Below are 19,384 nucleotides of genomic sequence, written 5' to 3'. Positions count from 1 at the left end.
AAAGGTGATACATGACACCGCCACCCGCACTGGCCATAGTGCTTGCCCTGCTGGCCGCGAGCCTAATGGGCACCATTGGCGTATTCGCCCGTTTTGCCGCCCTGCCCGCCGAACATATTACCTTTTACCGCCTGCTACTCGGCGCGTTGTTTTTAATGGCCTATATGCTGTTAACGGGTAAGGGACAGCAAATTCGCCACAAACCAAGCAAGCGCACCTTGATAAATGGCGCTATGTTGGCGGGATTTATGGCTTTTTATATCGAGGCCATTGAATACACCCAAATGGCAACTGTGATCATGATTATCTATCTCGCCCCTGTGCTGGCGTCACTCTTTGCCCATTTTGTGTTTCACGAGAGGCTTAAGCGATCCAGCATCGCCAGTGTGGTGCTCGCCTTGTTAGGCTTTATGCTGATGCTGCCTGTGACTTCGAGTCAGTCACTCTACGACAATGAAATCATGGGATATTTTTATGCCTTGCTCGCATTGTTGACCTATTGCGGCTTTATCTTAATCAACCGTAAACCGAGTGCCGCTTCGCCCTATCAAAGCACCTTAGTCCAGCTCAGTGTCGGCGCCCTCTGCTTATTGCCCTTAGTGTTAACCACTCCCATAGTGCCGAGTCTGAATCAATTTGCTTGGCTGCTGGCGATTGGCTTCTTTCCGGGATTTTTAGCCATTCTATTTGCGGTAAAAGCCCTCGCGCAGCTGCCTTCGGTCACCTATGGCACCCTCTCCTACGTCGAACCTGTAGTGGTGGTCGCACTCGCTTGGTGGTTATTTGATGAGGCGCTCACAACGCAGCAAATGCTGGGGGTGGCGCTGATTATGTTGGCGGGTATGGCACAGGGCTACTTAAGCCAGCGCCACTCGGCCAGCAAAACCTTGAAGAATTGCCCGACTTAAGCGTACAGTTAAACGCACAATTAACCATATGGCTAATAATGGGCACTCGGATTTAACAGAAGTCTTAAGTGAAAAAACTACTCTTACTTATTAGTGTATTAGTGCTATCGGGTTGTTTGGGCATGCCACGCAATGTCGAACCCGTTAAGGATTTTCAGCTAGAGCGTTACTTAGGTAAATGGTATGAAATTGCGAGGCTCGACCATTCCTTCGAGCGCGGATTAACCCAAGTCACCGCCGAATACAGCCTTAAAGCCGATGGTGGGGTGAAGGTGATTAATCGGGGTTATTCCAATGATACCCAGCAATGGAAAGAAGCCGAGGGTAAGGCCTATTTTGTCAACGGCGATGGCGAAGCCTACTTAAAAGTCTCCTTCTTCGGGCCATTTTATGGCTCGTATGTGGTCTTTGGGCTCGACCAGCAAGATTACCAATACGCCTTTATCTCTGGGCCTGATACGGATTATTTATGGCTATTGGCAAGAACCCCGACCGTATCCCCAGAGGTGATGAAGCAATTTGTCGAGATGGCGAGCGCCCGCGGCTTTGATACCAACAGCTTGATTTATGTCGAGCAAAAAGCCGAAGTTAAGCCATAACTGCTCATCCAAGCGTAAACACTCAAGGCCAATACTCAAGGCTAATACTCAGGGCCAATACTCAAGCTAAAAGCCAGCAACAAAAACGCCGCTAATAAGCGGCGTTTTAATCTGAATACTTAAGGCGAGTTAATCATTAAAGCCAGTGATTAGCCTTCGATGCCCTTGCTCGCGAGAAACTCATCGTAGGTGCCCTTGAAGTCATTCACGCCGTTCGGAGTGATTTCAAGGATACGGTTGGCCAGTGACGATACGAATGCGCGGTCGTGACTCACAAACAGCAAGGTGCCTTCGTATTTTTCCAGCGCGTTGTTTAATGATTCGATCGATTCCATATCCATGTGGTTGGTTGGTTCGTCGAGCATCAGGATATTTGGTTTTTGCATGATGAGCTTACCAAATAACATACGACCCTTTTCACCACCCGACAGCACTTTGACTGACTTTTTGATGTCGTCGGCGCTAAACAGCATACGGCCTAAAATACCGCGTACCGCTTGGTCGTCGTCTTCAGGTTTACGCCATTGGCTCATCCACTCGAAGAGGGTCATGTCATTTTCGAAATCTGACTCATGGTCCTGCGCGTAGTAACCGATATTGCTGTTTTCAGACCATTGGATAACGCCTTCATCCTGAGGAATATCATGGATTAGGGTACGCAGCAAGGTCGTTTTACCCACACCGTTCTCACCGAGGATGGCGATACGCTCACCCACTTCGACGATAAGGTTTAAGTCTTTAAACAGCGGCGTGTCGTAACCTTTGGCTAAGTTTTCAACCACTAATGCGTTACGGAACAGTTTCTTTTCCTGATCGAAACGAATGAATGGGTTAACACGGCTAGAGGCTTTAACCTCATCCAGCTTGATCTTATCGATTTGACGCGCGCGCGAAGTCGCTTGTTTTGCCTTAGAAGCGTTGGCAGAGAAGCGCGCCACGAAGGTTTGCAGCTCAGAGATTTGCGCTTTCTTCTTGGCGTTATCGGCCAGCAGACGCTCACGGGCCTGAGTCGCTGCTTGCATATATTCGTCGTAGTTACCTGGGTAAACGCGCAGTTCACCGTAGTCTAAGTCTGCCATATGGGTACAGACAGAGTTTAAGAAGTAACGGTCGTGCGAAATGATGATCATGGTGCTGTCGCGTTGGTTCAGTACGTCCTGTAACCAGCGGATAGTGTCGATGTCCAAGTTGTTGGTGGGTTCGTCGAGCAGCAGTACGTCTGGATCAGAGAACAGCGCCTGCGCCAATAACACCCGCAGTTTTAAACCTGGCGCGATTTCAGACATCAGACCGAAATGGCTTTCGATACCAATACCGACACCGAGCAACAGCTCACCGGCGCGAGATTCGGCGGTGTAACCGTCCATTTCGGCAAATTCCATCTCAAGGTTTGCCACGGCAATGCCGTCTTCTTCGCTCATTTCTGGCAGAGAATAAATACGGTCACGCTCTTGCTTCACCTTCCACAGTTCACGGTGGCCCATGATCACTGTATCGATGAGGGTGAATTCCTCATAACCGAATTGGTTCTGGCTTAACTTACCCAGACGCTCGTTGACGTCTAAGGATACGTTACCGCTGCTCGGCTCTAGATCACCGCAAAGGATCTTCATGAAGGTTGATTTACCGCAGCCGTTCGCACCGATAAGACCGTAACGGTTACCGCCGCCGAATTTAACTGAGATGTTTTCAAACAGTGGCTTAGAGCCAAACTGCATGGTGATATTCGCTGTAGTGATCAAAATGAACTTCCAAATCGAGTTAGGTTGGCCGGACGTCTGGCAAGGCAACTAAGTATAACCCTATTTGCGAAAGCCAAGCTGTCTAACCTGAGGGGGTAAAAATAAACGTGGCACTATAGCAGTTTGGGCTAAATTATCAACTAAAAAGGCCTACTTAGCCGCGAATCGTCAAGCAAAATAACGGACTATAACGCTTATTTTAGTGCTGGCATTAACCTAAGCTAACGACTTATTTCAGCAACATTTTTACCGGATGATCCAAGTTAATGGAATGGGATGACAGCAGGATGAATTCGCAAAGTGATTAGCTATTTAGATGTGAGGGAAATGTAAGGTTTGTACAGGTGTGTAGGCTGAAGTGTAGATTTATGTTCAAACAATACAGCCCGCAAAATGCGGGCTGGATTGGGAGTGCTTACTCACTCGTCTGCTGATTTGCGAGGCAAAGTGTTATCACTCATGCGAGCGCAAGCGTTATAACTTTTGCTGTCTTAATCGGTTCGCATTGGTGACCACAGTTAAGGAAGACAGCGCCATCGCCGCCCCGGCAATCACAGGGCTTAACAGCATACCCGTGAGCGGATAAAGAACACCCGCCGCCACTGGAATACCTAAACTGTTGTAGATAAAGGCCCCAAACAGGTTTTGTTTAATATTGCGAATGGTCGCGCGGGAAAGTGCCAATAAGTTAGCAATCACTATCAGCTGCTGGGACAGCAGAGTCATATCCGCGCTTTCGATCGCCACCTCAGTGCCCGATCCCATGGCGATCCCCACATCGGCGCTCATCAGGGCGGGGGCATCGTTGATACCGTCCCCCACCATGGCAACCACATGGCCTTGCTGTTGTAAGGCTTTAATATGCTGCTGTTTTTGCTCGGGCAATACGCCCGCAATCACTTCTTCGATGCCCACTTGAGCAGCTACCGCCTGCGCCGTTTGCGGATTATCTCCGGTCAGCAGCACCACGCGAATCCCCTGTGAGCGGATAGCGCTGATCGCTTCTTTGGCGTCGGCCTTGATCGGATCGGCAATCGCGATAGTGGCCACTAACTTGCCCGCCTTGGCGACATAAATCGCCGTCTTACCCTGTTTGGCAAATTGCGCGGCGGCTTCTACCGCAAAGCCTGAGTGGCTGCCTGTCACGCCCTTCTCTGACTGCACATCAAATGCCGCCATTAAGGCTTGATTGCCCACTAAAAAGTCGGCGCCATCGACTCGCCCTTCGATGCCCTTACCTTGATGATTGGTAAAAATCTCGGTCACAGGCAATGGAATCGAGGCTTGCTTAACATGGCTGACAATTGCGCTGGCCAGCGGATGCTCCGAATGCTGCTCAAGACTGGCGATAGCGCCAAGGAGTGCGCGCTTGTCTTCATCACTGAGTGCTTGGTCATTAGGAGCTTGGTCATTACCTTCAATCCAATGGATATCAGTCACTTGGGGTTTCCCCTGAGTCACTGTGCCGGTTTTATCCAGCACCACGCAATCGACCTTGCTGGCGCTTTGCAGTGCTTCACCATTTTTAACCAATACGCCCATTTGAGCGGCGCGGCCAACGGACACCATAATAGACATAGGTGTGGCTAACCCTAAAGCGCAGGGACAGGCGATGATCAGCACGCTAGTGAGCACCACAAGCGCATGGCTGAGCGCGGGTTCTGGCCCTACAAAATACCAAATCGCCGCCGCGAGTAAGGCGATGACCACGACCGTTGGCACAAACACCGCCGAAATTTTATCGGCCAGACGACCAATCGGCATCTTAGAGGTTTGCGCCTCCTGCACCAGTGCGATGATTTTGGCAAGGCGCGTATCCTGCTGCCCAGCGGTTACCCGATAGACTAAACTGCCGTTACCATTGACTGTCCCCGCACTCAGATTATCGCCAACATGCTTAGGCACGGGGATAGGTTCACCCGTCAGCATGGCCTCATCGAGTAATGACTGGCCGGATTCTACCACGCCATCGAGTGCGACCCTGTCGCCCGGGCGAAGTCTGAGTTTATCCCCTAGTTTAAGCTTATCGATTTCCACCTCTTCATCGCCATTGTCGCCAATACGAATCGCGGTAGAAGATTGCAGGCCGAGTAGGCGCTGCACCGCTTCGCTGGTCTTGCCCCGAGCTTTCAGCTCGAGGGCGTGACCTAAGTTAATCAAGCCTAAGATCATCACACTCGCCTCAAAGTACACGTGGCGAGTGTCCATTGGGAACGCACTCGGGATAAGCACCACCAGCATGGAATAGAGCCATGCCGTACTCGTACCTAACACGATTAAAGTATCCATATTGGTGGTTTTGGCTTTAAGCGCACGCCACATTCCCTGATAGAAATGGCGCCCGGTACCGACTAAAAGAGCTAGGGTAACTACGCCCATAATGCCCCAGCCAAGCTGCATGCTAGGACTATTAATCATCATTTCGCCGCCCAGTAATCCCCATAACATCATAGGGATACCGACAGCGAGCGCGGCGGTGGCCTGACGCATCCGCAGGCGATACTCCGCCGCATCTTCGACCCGCTTTTCCTCAGCGGCCGCCTTTGCGTCCACAATCAACTGGGCGGGATAGCCCGCCTTATCCATCACTGCCAGCGCCGCATCGCTGCTCATCTTGCCATCCACAGTCACTTGCTTATCGGCGAGATTGATACGGGCACTCACATTCGGCTCGGCCGCAAAGGCCTTTTCAATTTTGGCCACACAACCAGCACAATTCATGGTGGCGACATAGAGTTTTATCTGCGACATGGAAGATCCCTCACTTGAACTTAACCGCTATAGGGTTAATACCAATCACATTAAATATCTAATCAGTTCAGAGCCTCACAGGCATCTCAATCCAAGGCGCATTGACGAAGAAATGGTTATTCCCTTTTAAGTCAATGTAACACGGGAGTGAGATGCCTGTGAGGCTCCCGAAGGGCGGGGTTAAACGGGCTTTATACTGCGTTTAAGGCTTTCGACAGAGCGCCACTATGCCTTCAAGCCTTCGCCTTGTCTAAAGCCCGTTTAACTCCCGCTGAATGAACAGATATTTAATACGATTGGTATTAGCTCAATGTTTGAAACGGGGCAAAACAGGGTTGTTGGAGTAGGAGTTAGCTGGCAAGAAGATAAAAAAATCGCGGCGCGTGATGGGTCACGCGCCGCGATGTCCAGACTGATTTTGCAAGCAGGATTATTTTGGAACGGCTAACAGCTGGCAGCCATTGATCCCTGCATTTTGCAAGGTGTGGCGTTTACGCTCGGCATCGCGCCTACGTTCGTAGGGGCCGAGGATAACCTTGTACCAAGTGCCTGAGGTGCCCTCAATTTGCCTGACCTGCGCTTCTAACCCTTGGAACGCAATCACGGCCTTCATCTGGTTCGCCTGAGACTCCTGACGGAATGAGGCGCACTGCAATTGATATTGCTGTGGTGTACGCGTCGCCACGACATCGGGAATATCCACTTCGACGTTTTTATTCTCAAGCTCGTCCAGATAGGTCCATTCTTCCTTAGGCTTAGGTGGCAAGGCGTTTGGATCTTTCTTCGGCGCTTCAACGACGGGCTTTTCTTCCACGGGCGCAGTCACGACCACGGCTTGGCGCTCGGCCTCTTTCACCTTAGGCGTGAGAATCGTTGCTGGTTCTTTTGCCTTAGTCGGTTTCTCGGTTTTCACCTCGACAGGCGTTTCCTGCTTGGCGGTATCTTTAATGCTAAACAGAAAATAGCCAAAACTGCCGACAGCAATAAAGGCGAACAGGATCAACGGGATCGGGAGCTTACGGCGAGGCGCAGCTTTTTTAGCGGCAGGCCTCGCTCGTGTCGCGCGAATGGGGCGCTGTTTCGCGCCCGCTTGCGGTCTTCTGTTGGCATAGTCACGATTGCTCATGGCTTACATCCGTTCTAGGGTTTCGATACCTAGTAGATTTAGGCCTTTTTGCAGTGTGTTGGCCGTCAGTTGTGACAGCAGTAAACGGCTATGCTTTTGCTCGTCGTTATCGGCGGCAAGCACTGGGCAGGCCTCGTAGAAGCTAGAGAAAGCACCCGCTAATTCATAGAGGTAACCGCAAAGTACATGTGGTTGACCCTTGTCGATCACGCGGCTGAGGATTTCACCAAACTGCGCCAGTTTGTTACCTAAGTCTTTCTCTTTTTCATGTTCGAGTACGATCTTGGCTTGGCTTAAGTCAATATCGGTCGCACGTTTGAAGATACCTGCAACGCGGGTGTAAGCGTATAGCAGGTAAGGCGCAGTATTGCCTTCAAAGCTCAGCATTTGCTCGAAGCTGAAGATGTAATCGCTGGTACGGTTTTTCGATAGATCGGCGTATTTGACAGCGCTGATCCCCACAACGCGGGCAATTTCAGCTAAGGTCGCTTCATCCATATCTGGGTTTTTGCTGCGAACCAGCTCAAGTGCGCGAGTATTGGCTTCATCCAGTAGATCAACCAGTTTCACTACGCCACCGGTACGGGTTTTGAACGGACGACCATCTTCGCCATTCATTGTGCCGAAGCCTAAGTGCTCCAGTGACATATCGTTACGGACAAATTTGGCCAGCTTGGCAAGGCTAAACACTTGTTGGAAGTGCAGTGCTTGGCGCAAATCGACAAAGTACAGTACGCGGTCGGCTTTTAGCACACTTGAACGGTAACGCATAGCGGCTAAGTCGGTGGTGGCATAGAGGTAACCACCATCGGCCTTTTGAATGATAACAGGCAGCGCCTCGCCTTCTTTGTTACGGAATTCTTCTTGGAAGACCACTTTGGCGCCGTTGCTTTGGGTCAGTAAACCTTGGGCGTCTAAATCTTTAACTACTTGTTCTAAGTCGGCGTTATAGGCGCTTTCACCGTGCACATCGGCGCGGGTTAAGCTCACCCCTAAACGCTCGTACACTTCGTGGCAGTGGCTTAAAGAAATGTCGTTAAATTCACGCCATAGTTTGTTGCAGTATTCGTCACCTGATTGCAGTTCAACTACAAGTTGACGGGCACGGGTCGCGAACTCTGCCGATTCGTCAAAACGCAGTTTGGCGGCGCGGTAGAAGGTTTCGAGATCCGATAATTCTAATTGGGCTTGTTCGCCATTTTGTGCGCGCAATTCTTCCATGTAAGCCAGCAGCATACCAAACTGGGTGCCCCAGTCGCCTACGTGGTTTTGGCGGATCACTTTATGGCCTAAAAACTCGAGGGTACGCACCACGCTGTCACCAATGATGGTCGAACGCAGGTGGCCGACGTGCATCTCTTTGGCGAGGTTAGGTGAAGAGTAATCCACGACGATAGTTTGTGGCGTTGGTAGCTTAATCCCTAAATGCTCATCGCTAATTGCAGCCTGTAATTGGTTCGCTAACGCGCTGTCATCAATGAAGAAGTTGATAAAACCAGGGCCTGCGATTTCAACTTTCGCCACATAGGCTGAGGCGGGTAAGTTGTCGATGATCAGCTGCGCCAATTCGCGGGGATTTTTACCCGCCGCTTTGGTTAGCATCATGGCTAAGTTGGTTGCCAGATCGCCATGGCTCTTATCCTTGGTTCGATCTACTTGAATTCGCGCCTCAAAATCCGCAGGCAAAATACCTTGTTGTTTAAAGGATTCGATAGTTTGTTCAAGTAATGATTGGATATGTGATTTCATGGATTAATTAGCTACTAACTTTAAGAATGAATACAGGGAATAACCGCGTATTTTAGCCGTTTGTGGTGACTAATTGCTATCTTCCCGATGATTTTTTATCAAATTATTGAATCACAACAGATCCTGCGGATCCCTATCTAGGCTCCAGCGACAACGTTTGGCCTCTGGCAGCTGTTCGACAAGGGGATAAATACGCTCAAATTCCTGCTGTAATCTATGTCTGTGCTTGGCTTGAAACATCAATTGACGGCGAAACTTGCCGGCTTTTCTGTCGAGTGGCGCAGGCATTGGGCCGATGATTTCAAACTCTTTATCTTGGGGCAGCAGTGCTGCAAACGCATTAAGAAAGTTATCGGCATCCACGGCTGAGTGGGCTTCTGCACGCACCAGCACCATATGCCAAGCGGGAGGCAGCAGCGCCATTTGCCGCTCCTTTAATTGACTGCGGGCAAACTCGCCATAACCCCGGTGGAGTAAATCCCTCAGTATCGGGTTATCGCTCTGGTGAGTTTGCAGCAACACAGTGCCGGGTTTGTTGGCGCGGCCAGCACGACCAGCGACCTGAGTATAGAGCTGGCCGAAGCGCTCTGGCGCCCTAAAGTCGGCGCTAAAGAGCGCGCCATCGACATCCAGTAATCCCACTAGGGTCACATCAGGAAAGTGGTGCCCTTTGGCAAGCATTTGGGTGCCGACCAAGATCTTGTATTCGCCCTTATGGATCGCGCTTAAGTGGCTTTCGAGCGACCCCTTAAGGCGGGTGGTATCGCGATCGATTCGCACCACTGGATATTTCGGGAACTCCTGTTGCAGCGCTTCGGCGAGTTGCTCAGTGCCGATACCTTGGCCCATCAACATGGTGCTACCGCAGTTGTGGCACTGCCTTGGAATGGCATATTGGTTGCCACAGTGGTGGCAGCGGATTTCTCCAAGGGATTGATGCACAGTAAAAAACGCATCGCAGCGGTCACACTCGTGTAAGTGTCCGCACTCGTGGCACAGCAGTGCAGGTGCAAAGCCGCGGCGGTTCAAAAACAGTAATACCTGATTCCCGGCCTCTAAATGGCTGCGGATTTCGTTGATGAGTGGCGCCGACATCCCCGCTTTTAGGGGGAGGTTTTTGATATCGATAATCCCTTGGCGCACTTTTTTCGCATTACCCGCTCGTTCCCCGAGTTGCAGATGATGATATCGACCACTGAGGGCATTCTGCAGGGTTTCTAACGAGGGCGTCGCCGAACCTAAAATCACTGGGATCGATTCTAAATGTCCGCGCATCACGGCGAGGTCGCGGGCGTGATAGCCAACGCCTTCCTGCTGTTTAAAGCTGCTGTCGTGCTCTTCGTCGAGGATGATTACGCCGGGAAAAGCCATGGGCGTAAACAGGGCAGAGCGGGTGCCAATGATGATGGCGGCTTGGCCGCAGCGAGCCTGTCGCCAGGCTTCGAGGCGCTGGTTGTCGGTCAGTCCCGAATGTAGCACGGCCACATTGACTTTAAAGCGGCGCTTAAAACGATTGATGGTTTGCGGTGTCAGGCCAATCTCAGGTACGAGGATCAGCGCTTGCTTACCTTGCTTAAGGATATGTTCGAGTACAGCTAAATAGACCTCGGTTTTACCCGAACCGGTAATGCCCTCGAGCAGAGTGCAGTGGTATCCTTGCTGTTGGGTGAGCAGGGTAACGGCAACTGCTTGTTCCTTATTGAGTCTATGGGGGGCTTCATCGAGTTCCAGTTGGCTGCGCCAATCGAGATTGAGCTCGGCGAGTTTCTCGTGTCTGGCAATCCAGCCCTTATCCTCTAAGGTTTTGAGCGCGGCTTTATTCAGTTCTAAACTGATGACGTCTTCCTGCGTCAGGCTGGTTTGCTGTAAGCGTTCGAGTAAGCGTTTTTGCGCCGGGGCGCGTTTTAATGTCTCAGGCGCAATATTGCTGCCCAGCTCTGTGATTTGCCAGTACTGAATTTTTTGCGGCGCGGCATCGAGCCCCTTACGCAGCGCCACGGGGAGCGCCTGTGTCAGCATTTGTCCTTGGCTGCAAAAGTAATATCTTGCGGCCCAGAGGGTTAATTTATAAAGCGATTCTGGCAATAAGGGCGCGTCATCAATAAACTCTATGACAGATTTAAGTTGTGCGGGGGCCAGTTCACAGCTGTCGGTAATGGCGGTAACAAGGCCAATCAGTTGCTGGCGCCCAAAGGGGACTTTTACTCTTATCCCAATCTGAGGTTGCTGAGCGCTTTCCTTACCTTGTTCATCGGTATCCACTCGATAGGTAAAGTTTTGCCGCATAGGCACAGGTAACGCAACTTCAACAAACAGTGACATATGCAGGGCGAGTCTTAAGGGAAATGAGGTTTAGTGTACTCAGCACGGCTAGCGAGGGCTAGTCCTAATGACAGTTTATCCAAGGATAGTTGAGAGTAAGTAAATGACTAAAATAGCGAAATCATTAGGACTATTCGCCTTAGTGTGTAGCGCTTGTGTACAGGCGCAAGTTTCCCATGTGAGTATCAATAGCCGCATGTTTGATTTGGGCGCTTACCCCAAAATGCGCGTCAATGTGATCACTGATAATCAGGATATGACTCGGCTCGAATTTGCGGTGCAGCAGTCCGGTGGTGAAGAAAAACTCATGGCCGAGCAGCTTAACCGTTTCTTGGTTTTGCTGACGGGCGTGGAAGATGTAACGGATCCTAAAGCTCGGCTGTTGGTACGCGAATACCGTGTCGATCGTTGGTATGAAGTGAAAAACCTGCCGCTGTTTGATACTGCTTCCTCTGCGGCGTCTTCAGTGTCGCAAGCAAAAACGGCGGTTGTGAAATCGAGTAAAGCGGCCACAGCCGAGACCCGTCAGCGGGTGGCAAGCTCTGCTAAAAGTGACAAAACCCCAGTTAAATCAACTAAGGTTGTGCAAGAGGTTAATTTAGTCACCGCTGAAGCTGATGTTGCGCCCGTTACTTCCGTTGTTGTGGCTGCGGTGACGACAGAAGTTGCCGCTGCGCCTCGCGCCTCTGGATTTACCTTCCCTGAGGATAAGTCTGATGTGAAAGCATCCTCCACCTCGAGTTCGTCGGTAGTGGCATCTGCTAAAGCAGAAGTGGATAAATCTGAGCCATCTAAAACTGAAGCTGCTAAAGCTGAGATGTCTACACCTGAGCCGTCGACACCAGAAGTCGCGAGTGAGCCGGCGGTTGCACAAGCGTCTGCTGATCTGCCAAGAGTGGATAAGAGCAAGACTGCGATTGATGCGCCCGAAGTTAAGGCTGGCGAAGCAACTGCAACCGAGGTTAAGACGGTAAGTTCAACAAATGCTCAGTCAACAAATTCGGGTGAGTGTCTGTTGGATTATCACAACGAGACCCTATGGCGCATTGCCAATCGCTATGCCCCTGAATGGAAAGTGAGTGTCTATGGTGCCATGCTGGCGATCCACGATGCTAACCCTAAGGCATTTTCAAAGAATCGAATTAACGCGCTGAAGAAAGACGCCACGCTTTATTGTCCATCGGCAGAGATACTTGCCCGTTATCCCGAAGCGCAGGCGGCTAAGACAAGTTTCGAAGATAGAGAGGCAGGCAGATAAATGTTCGAGAGCAAGTAGATTATCGTGAAAATGCTCAGATAATCTACTTGTATCCGCGTAGGTGGTACTGTATTATTCTGCGCCCTAACATATCGTTATTAACTGCATGTGGTGTCCGACTTCGGGTTGGAAGAGCGACATGGCCTTACATTTGAGGTAATCCCAATGAAACCAGGTATCCACCCAGAATATGCAGTAATCACTGCAAACTGTACTTGTGGCAACGTAATCAAAGTAAACTCTACTGCTGGTAAAGACCTGCACTTAGACGTTTGTGGTGCATGTCACCCATTCTACACAGGTACACAAAAAGTTGTTGATACAGGCGGTCGTATCGACAAGTTCAACAAGCGTTTCGGTATGCTTGGCAAGAAATAATTGCGTTAGCAATGTTTCTAAAAAAGGCGCATATGGCGCCTTTTTGCTTTCTGGCCTTCTGGCACAAAATCGCTACTCTTCTGCCTTTCTGGTACGACTTCACTTAAAAAAGCATCAAAGTCACTTAATAGTAGGCTAAAGCCGCCTAAATCGACTTATTTATAGCAATTAACTATAAGATAACGCAGTTAGCTATCTCTATTGTAATTTAATCAACATTTCTTGCTTTATCAGGCGTTTTTTCATTGCTTTAGCGGGTTATGTTCGTTTGTTTCCTACAAATTTAAACAGATAATCATCCTTTATTGGCAGAGATAAGTTTATAAAACTTGGCTTAGAGAGATAAATCTGTCGCAAAGGCGAAATTTCTCAATATCTTATTTAAAAATTAACCCAATTGGCGTATCTTACCCCGACCTGCCACACTGTTTAAATCGCCCGTAAATGAGGTGATTTTGGGTTGGTCGGCCTTACTTCCATACTTATAAATGTCGCATTTCAGGATGTTAAAATGTCAGATATTCGTCAACAAGCACTCGATTATCATGAATTCCCCGTTCCCGGTAAAACCGCAGTCTGCCTCACTAAACCTGCTGAAACCAGCCATGACCTCGCGCTAGCCTACAGCCCAGGTGTTGCTGAACCGGTACGTGAAATTGCTGCTGATCCTGACAATGCCTATCGTTACACCAACAAAGGTAACACTGTCGCTGTTATCACCAACGGCACGGCGATTCTGGGTTTAGGTAACTTAGGCCCATTAGCGTCAAAACCGGTGATGGAAGGTAAGGCTCTGTTGTTTAAACACTTTGCGAATATCGACTCGACCGATATCGAAGTGACCCACAACACCACTGAAGAGTTTATTAACACTGTTGCGGCTATCGCTGGCACCTTTGGTGGTATTAACCTCGAAGACATCAAGGCGCCAGAGTGCTTTGTTATCGAGCGCGAATTAATTGAGCGTTGTAATGTGCCTGTGTTCCATGATGACCAGCACGGCACTGCGATTGTGACGGCTGCGGGTATGATCAACGCCTTAGAAATCCAAGGCAAACTGATCAGCGATGCGACCTTTGTATGTATGGGTGCTGGCGCTGCTGCGATCGCCTGTATGACCATGCTGGTAAAATGTGGTGCAAACCGTGCCAACATCTACATGTTAGATACCAAAGGTGTTATCCATACAGGTCGTACCGATCTGAATGAATACAAAGCCTTGTTTGCAAACGATACCGACAAGCGCACTTTGCAAGATGTGATTAAAGGTGCCGACGTATTCTTAGGTTTATCTGGCCCGAACGTGATTGGCGCTGAAGAAGTGGCCATGATGGCGGATAAACCAGTGATTTTTGCCTGTTCAAACCCAGATCCTGAAATCAAACCAGAGCTTGCCCACGCGACGCGCAGCGATTTAATCATGGGTACTGGTCGCAGTGATTATCCAAACCAAGTGAACAACGTTCTGTGTTTCCCATTCATTTTCCGTGGTGCCTTGGATGTGCGTGCATCGTGCATTAACGATGAAATGAAAGTGGCTGCTGTACATGCGATTGCTGGCTTAGCCAAAGAAGAAGTCCCAGCGAGCGTGCTTAAGGCTTATCCAAAGGTGAGTTCATTAAGTTTTGGCCCTGAATATGTGCTACCAAAACCTATGGACCCACGTTTATTACCTCGCGTTGCCCGCGCGGTCGCGCAGGCTGCGATTGATTCGGGTGTTGCGGCAATCACTACGCTGCCACACTACGCCGATTAAGAGCGAGTTCGACTAAAACCCAAAAGAGGCTAATTAGCCTCTTTTTTGTTTTTACTCGGGATAAAAATTCTGCCATGTGAATGCTTTGCGCGGCGTTGAAAAGCAATCCTTGGTTGCCTTTTGGCTTATGCTACTGAATAATCTTGAGTAGCATTTGTTTAACTCGTGTTAAGAGTGCACCGATAATTATAATAATCCTGCAGGATAGCGGCTCGATGAAATTCACTCGAATGTTAACTACAAAATTAACCAGTTTTTGGTTAATGTCCTTGGCCGCTATCGCCTTTGTCTTTTTACTCAGCGCCATGATGAGCTTTGTGCAGTTGACCTATAAGTTTCAACAGCAAAAAGTGACTGAGCTGGAATCCCTGCTGATTGAACATTACCAAACTCAGCCCGATTGGGAGTTAGAGTCTTGGTTGCCGCCTATGCTGCTGGCGTACAACGCCGTCGAATTCCGTTTGACCATGAAGAGCGAAGTGCTCTTCGCCTATCAGGGCAACGTGCAAACGCAAAATGCCATGGTCTATACCCATTTGCTCGATCCCCAGTCGGGATTGAATATGACCCTCACGCTGCCACAACCCTTCGAGCATTACAGCGTCAGTTGGTATGAACTGCTTATTTTAGGTGTAGGCTTACTGGCGGTGATTGCACTGGTGCGTTTTGGCCATGTGTGGTTTTCGCAGCAGTTAGATGGGATTGAAGAGCTTGCCCAGCGTAGCCGACTGATTTTGCAAGGCAAACACGAGCAAGCACTCGCAACGCCGGGCAATGGTAAACCTAGGCTCATCAACCGAGCCTTAACTAAACTGCTCGAAGAGTTGCAGGACGCCCATAAAGAGCGCGGCCGTTTCGATAAGTTTATTCGCTCCAACACTTTTTTAGATGCGCAAACCCGTATCGGTAATCGGTTGTTTTTAAACAACCGCCTCGACGCCTTGAGTCATGACCAAGGCATGGTGGCCCACGGGGTGATTTATCTGTTGGAGATGGACGACCTCGATTTATTGCAACAGGCCAAAGGTGAGAGCGCAGTTAAAGAGTTGCTCCATGCGACAGTCAACAGCATTAATTCTATTTTGCAGACCTTACCCAACAGTATCTTTGCACGCCGCTCCCATAATCAATTTGCGATAGTCGTACCCCATGTGTCTTTGATTGAGGCCGATCAGCTTGCCAGTAAATTACTCAAAGTCTGTTTGAGCCAACCTTTGCCCGACGATGTGGAGAATCAAGATAACTTTTATCATTTAGGCTGCGCTTACTTTACCGCCGGGGATAATGTTAATCAGTTGCTCGATGAGGCCGATATGGCATTACGCGCCGCGCAATTACAAGGTAACAGTAATTGGTTTATGTACGACAAGGGCGCGATTGATGAGGAGTTTGCTAAAGGCTCGGTGCGTTGGCGCAGCTTCCTAGAGAATGCCTTAGTCCAGCGACGTTTTTATCCCTTTAGTCAGCCAGTGATGGATTCAGACGGCGTTGAGCATCACAAAGAAATCTTTACCCGGGCGCGGGATAATCAGGGCGCGTTAGTGCGGGCGACGCTCTTCATTCCTATGGCAAACAAATGCGGTTTGATGCCCCAGATTGAGCGGCAGATGATTGAGCGAGTATTAGGTTTGTTGGCGCAGGAGAAACATAATAATCAAGTCTATAGTGTGAACCTGAGCCTGGATACCTTAATGAGCCGCGCCTTTACCCAGTGGCTTAAAACCACTCTGCTCGAATATCGTCACCTGACGCCGCAACTGATTTTTGAGGTGTCCGAGGATATCGTTATCCAACACCAAGATAAGCTTATGCCTAAGCTGGATATGATCCGTAAGATGGGCGCGCGACTGTGTGTCGACCATGTGGGTCAGCAGGTGGTGGGTACTTACTATATTCGCGAGTGCCATTTCGACATGATTAAACTGCATAGGTCGATTGTGCGTCATATTCATTTACGTCCAGAAAATCAATTATTTATTCGGAGCCTTATCGGTGGCTTATATCGCACCGAAGTGCAAGTCTGTGCTGAGGGGATTGAAGTGTTTGAAGAATGGCAAACACTACAAATTCTCGGTGTGGGTATGGCGCAGGGCATGTATTTTAGTGAGCCGATTGAGGTGCAATAGCGGGGAATTTTTTCCTCTGCGTATGTGATCACTGTGGAAGAATAGGGCCGAAATGTCGGATTTCTCTATATAATTCACTGATTAGCGGCTAAACTAGCCTGTGCCAAAATTATGACGCTGGATATGATGGGTTTCACATTTTATAGGTGATGCGCTTTATCCTTATTTCAGTTTTGGACGTTTGTTATTCGCGCTCTTATGACTCAAGCTTTAACTTTATCGGAAGACAGGCATTTTTATGGATAAAGGACTTTTTGCTCGGTTAGCCTTTTGGCGAGCCAAACAGGCTGGCTCGGCGCTCGGTGTTTATGTCTGTGCCGATAAGCTGTGGGTCTATGCTCCCGCGACTGAAAGTCTTGCAGAACAATGGGTTTCCTATGAGCTGCAACAGGATCTGTGGCAACAGGCCTTCGCCGAACTTGCCAATGCCTTTCCCCACGCCTCTTTGCAAATAGTCCTCGGTAGTGGCCGCTATCAGTTGCTCGTGGCCGACAAACCGAATGTCGATAGTGACGAATTATCCCAAGCTTTACTCTGGTCTATCAAAGACATGGTTAATATCCCTGTGCCGCAAATTCACTTGGATTACTTTGAGTCGCCCCTGCCGAGCAATAAGCTCAGTGTGGTTGTGGTGGATAAAGAAAAGTTGCGCGCTATGGTGCAGGCCATCAGCGATCAAGGTTTAAGTGTGCTAGGCATTAGCATCGAAGAATTAGCCATGACTAACCTGTTTGATGAGGATAATCAGGCGAGATTAGTCGTGAGCCATCATACAGGCCAAGAGTTGTTGCTGACTGTGGTCAAGCAAGGTCAGCTGTATATGCAGCGTCGAGTGCGCGGTTTTACCGAGCTGGATAAGGCCGAAGTGGATGAGCTTAACTACGGACTGGCGGATAACTTAAGCCTAGAAATTCAGCGTTCTATGGATTACTTTGAAAGCCAATTGCGTCAGCCTCCAGTCGCCTCAATTGAATTATTTGCCGACGGCGCAGTGGATGCTTTGGCTAAGTTGGTATCGGCTAACTTTAACCAAGCCGTTAATGTCGTTAATAAGCGTGCCGTGGGCGCGAGCATGGCGGGATTAGCCTTTAGTGAACTTTCACGAGGTGCCGAGTGATAAAATCGAGAGTCAATCTATATTCTGCGGCATTATTACCCCCAAAGCAGAGCCTAACCTTTTCGAAATTAATGAGTTATACCCTAGGCTTGGTACTGGTCTGCGCCACACTTGCGGCCTTTAGCTATTGGCAATTGGCCGAGTCTCAGCGGGCGCTAAGCCAAGCCTCGGCGCAAAAACAACAATTCGATCAGCAAAAAGCGGAACTGGAAACGCAAATCGCCGCCCGCAAACCCGATGCTGAGTTAGTCGCGCGCGTCGAGCTAGAGTCGCAGCAGCTCGAGTTAAAACAATTATTGATGAATGAGCTGGCACTGCGCTCATCCCTCACCAGTCGAGGTTTTGCGCCCGTGCTGAAGGATTTAGCAATGGTGGCCGATGCGAGTGTTTGGCTGAACCATATTGTGATTAACGAGCAGCACTTTATGTTTGAAGGCTTTGCCGATCATCCGCAGAGCATTCCGCAATGGGTGGGCAAGTTAAAAACAACGAACACCTTAAAAGGTCAGGCTTTTTCGTCTATGACCATGGATCGCGGTGAGGATAAACCGCTGGCTTTCACGCTGACGAGTGAGACCCCAGAGGAGCAGGCGCGATGAAAGCCCGATTTGAACAGTTAGCGCAAAAGTTTGATGTTCTCAGCCAGCGTGAGCGCGGACTTATCGCTCTCGCCGTGTTAGTGCTGGTCGCCATGTCGGCCTATATGCCTATCGAGTCGCTGTGGAAACAACAGCATTCGACGGCGCAGCAAGTGAAGGCGTTAGAGCAAGAAAACAAGATTTCGATGCAACAGATTGATTTATATCAGCAGCGACTGGCGATGGATCCTAATCAGGACTATCGCCAGCGTTTAAACTTGTTGCAGCAACAGAATCAAGAGATTGATGCTCAGCTTAATGAGCAGATGGTGGACATGGTGCCCGCCGATTATATGCCTGAGCTATTAGGTAATCTGCTTGGACAGGTTCAAGGCATTAAATTACTTAAGTTTACCTCGGTTACGCCCGTGCCACTCCTTGCCGTGGGTGAAGAGAAAAAGCTGAATCTCTACAGCCATGGAATACGCATGAGCTTGGAGGGGGATTATTTTTCTGTGCTGCGCTTTGTTGAAGCGGTAGAGGCCATGCCCGACAAACTTTACTGGAAACGACTCGACTATAAAGTAGCCGAATACCCTAAGGGGAAAATCGATATTGAGCTTTATACCTTGAGTATCAATAAGGACTTTATCAGTGTCGCTAAATAAGCCTTATATTTTCATTGCATTATTGGGGTTGTCTGCCCATGTATCGGCCGAAACCTTAAGGGATCCGACCTTGCCCGGCAAAGGCTACTCGGCCGCCGGCGCCGTGACTCAGAACCAAAACAAAGCCCTAGTGCTTAACAGCATTGTCAGCTCGGGCAACACGGCCTATGCCGTGATCAACAATAAGATTGTGTCCGTGGGAGACAGTATTCAAGGGGTCAAAGTGGTGCGTATCACCCCCTCGTCGGTCTCCTTGTCTGACGGACGGAAATTAGCATTATTTCAAGCAATAATAGAGAGATAGGG

Annotated in this window: 15 protein-coding genes; 10 read left to right on the top strand and 5 right to left on the bottom strand. The window is 49.5% G+C overall.

The genetic code is table 11. The features are described 5' to 3' along the window. Positions 1 to 11: 11 nt before the first annotated feature. Complete coding sequence (locus L2713_RS05075; protein WP_248967165.1) at positions 12 to 908, top strand: DMT family transporter; 897 nt, start codon at positions 12 to 14, stop codon at positions 906 to 908. Between the two features lie 68 nt (positions 909 to 976). After that, entirely contained in the window at positions 977 to 1,507 is a 531-nt protein-coding gene (locus L2713_RS05070; protein ID WP_248967164.1) for a lipocalin family protein, read from the top strand. Positions 1,508 to 1,656: 149 nt separating this feature from the next. On the opposite strand, the gene L2713_RS05065 is transcribed toward L2713_RS05070, so the two are convergent. The 5 genes from L2713_RS05065 to priA form a co-directional block, all read right to left on the bottom strand. Next, positions 1,657 to 3,249, bottom strand: a complete 1,593-nt coding sequence (locus L2713_RS05065) for an ABC-F family ATPase (protein ID WP_248967163.1) — start codon at positions 3,247 to 3,249, stop codon at positions 1,657 to 1,659. 474 nt (positions 3,250 to 3,723) lie between these two features. Beyond that, entirely contained in the window at positions 3,724 to 6,000 is a 2,277-nt protein-coding gene (locus tag L2713_RS05060) for a heavy metal translocating P-type ATPase (protein ID WP_248967162.1), read from the bottom strand. Between the two features lie 430 nt (positions 6,001 to 6,430). Next, on the bottom strand, positions 6,431 to 7,126 hold the full coding sequence (locus tag L2713_RS05055; RefSeq protein ID WP_109287496.1) for an SPOR domain-containing protein: 696 nt from the start codon (positions 7,124 to 7,126) through the stop codon (positions 6,431 to 6,433). 3 nt (positions 7,127 to 7,129) lie between these two features. Beyond that, the gene (gene argS, locus L2713_RS05050) at positions 7,130 to 8,875 is read right to left on the bottom strand and encodes an arginine--tRNA ligase (RefSeq protein WP_011624227.1); all 1,746 of its coding nucleotides are present in this window, start codon (positions 8,873 to 8,875) and stop codon (positions 7,130 to 7,132) included. 111 nt (positions 8,876 to 8,986) lie between these two features. Further along, complete coding sequence (priA, locus tag L2713_RS05045; RefSeq protein WP_248967161.1) at positions 8,987 to 11,197, bottom strand: primosomal protein N'; 2,211 nt, start codon at positions 11,195 to 11,197, stop codon at positions 8,987 to 8,989. A 103-nt stretch (positions 11,198 to 11,300) separates the two neighbouring features. Between priA and L2713_RS05040 the strand changes: the two genes are divergently transcribed. The 8 genes from L2713_RS05040 (at position 11,301) to L2713_RS05005 (ending at position 19,382) form a co-directional block, all read left to right on the top strand. After that, positions 11,301 to 12,455, top strand: coding sequence for a FimV/HubP family polar landmark protein (locus L2713_RS05040; RefSeq protein ID WP_248967160.1), 1,155 nt, complete (start codon positions 11,301 to 11,303; stop codon positions 12,453 to 12,455). Between the two features lie 165 nt (positions 12,456 to 12,620). Next, a complete protein-coding gene (rpmE, locus tag L2713_RS05035) occupies positions 12,621 to 12,833 on the top strand; it encodes a 50S ribosomal protein L31 (RefSeq protein ID WP_011624224.1) in 213 nt (70 codons plus the stop codon). 511 nt (positions 12,834 to 13,344) lie between these two features. After that, the gene (locus L2713_RS05030; protein ID WP_248967159.1) at positions 13,345 to 14,589 is read left to right on the top strand and encodes a malic enzyme-like NAD(P)-binding protein; all 1,245 of its coding nucleotides are present in this window, start codon (positions 13,345 to 13,347) and stop codon (positions 14,587 to 14,589) included. Positions 14,590 to 14,804: 215 nt separating this feature from the next. After that, positions 14,805 to 16,715 (top strand): RNase E specificity factor CsrD, encoded by a 1,911-nt coding sequence (csrD, locus tag L2713_RS05025; protein ID WP_248967158.1) that lies wholly within the window; start codon positions 14,805 to 14,807, stop codon positions 16,713 to 16,715. A gap of 238 nt (positions 16,716 to 16,953) precedes the next feature. Then, on the top strand, positions 16,954 to 17,832 hold the full coding sequence (locus tag L2713_RS05020; protein WP_011718436.1) for a hypothetical protein: 879 nt from the start codon (positions 16,954 to 16,956) through the stop codon (positions 17,830 to 17,832). Beyond that, positions 17,829 to 18,431, top strand: a complete 603-nt coding sequence (locus tag L2713_RS05015) for a DUF2681 domain-containing protein (RefSeq protein WP_248967157.1) — start codon at positions 17,829 to 17,831, stop codon at positions 18,429 to 18,431. The genes L2713_RS05020 and L2713_RS05015 overlap by 4 nt, the downstream gene beginning before the upstream one ends. After that, positions 18,428 to 19,078 (top strand): MSHA biogenesis protein MshJ, encoded by a 651-nt coding sequence (locus L2713_RS05010; RefSeq protein ID WP_011718434.1) that lies wholly within the window; start codon positions 18,428 to 18,430, stop codon positions 19,076 to 19,078. The genes L2713_RS05015 and L2713_RS05010 overlap by 4 nt, the downstream gene beginning before the upstream one ends. After that, on the top strand, positions 19,065 to 19,382 hold the full coding sequence (locus L2713_RS05005; protein WP_011718433.1) for an MSHA biogenesis protein MshK: 318 nt from the start codon (positions 19,065 to 19,067) through the stop codon (positions 19,380 to 19,382). Before L2713_RS05010 ends, L2713_RS05005 begins: the two co-directional genes overlap by 14 nt. Positions 19,383 to 19,384: the final 2 nt, after the last annotated feature.

The organism is Shewanella seohaensis, assembly GCF_023283775.1.
In the GTDB taxonomy this organism is placed as follows: domain Bacteria; phylum Pseudomonadota; class Gammaproteobacteria; order Enterobacterales; family Shewanellaceae; genus Shewanella; species Shewanella seohaensis.
The sequence above is the reverse complement of the archived record's forward strand: the minus strand, read 5'-3'. Positions and strand labels throughout refer to the sequence as shown.

Bases quoted from the DNA above. Each gene is read 5' to 3' on its own strand.
- L2713_RS05075 (WP_248967165.1), top strand. From the start codon at position 12: ATGACACCGCCACCCGCACTGGCCATAGTGCTTGCCCTGCTGGCCGCG.
- L2713_RS05060 (WP_248967162.1), bottom strand. From the start codon at position 6,000: ATGTCGCAGATAAAACTCTATGTCGCCACCATGAATTGTGCTGGTTGT.
- L2713_RS05055 (WP_109287496.1), bottom strand. From the start codon at position 7,126: ATGAGCAATCGTGACTATGCCAACAGAAGACCGCAAGCGGGCGCGAAA.
- argS (WP_011624227.1), bottom strand. From the start codon at position 8,875: ATGAAATCACATATCCAATCATTACTTGAACAAACTATCGAATCCTTT.
- priA (WP_248967161.1), bottom strand. From the start codon at position 11,197: ATGTCACTGTTTGTTGAAGTTGCGTTACCTGTGCCTATGCGGCAAAAC.
- L2713_RS05040 (WP_248967160.1), top strand. From the start codon at position 11,301: ATGACTAAAATAGCGAAATCATTAGGACTATTCGCCTTAGTGTGTAGC.
- rpmE (WP_011624224.1), top strand. From the start codon at position 12,621: ATGAAACCAGGTATCCACCCAGAATATGCAGTAATCACTGCAAACTGT.
- L2713_RS05030 (WP_248967159.1), top strand. From the start codon at position 13,345: ATGTCAGATATTCGTCAACAAGCACTCGATTATCATGAATTCCCCGTT.
- csrD (WP_248967158.1), top strand. From the start codon at position 14,805: ATGAAATTCACTCGAATGTTAACTACAAAATTAACCAGTTTTTGGTTA.
- L2713_RS05020 (WP_011718436.1), top strand. From the start codon at position 16,954: ATGGATAAAGGACTTTTTGCTCGGTTAGCCTTTTGGCGAGCCAAACAG.
- L2713_RS05010 (WP_011718434.1), top strand. From the start codon at position 18,428: ATGAAAGCCCGATTTGAACAGTTAGCGCAAAAGTTTGATGTTCTCAGC.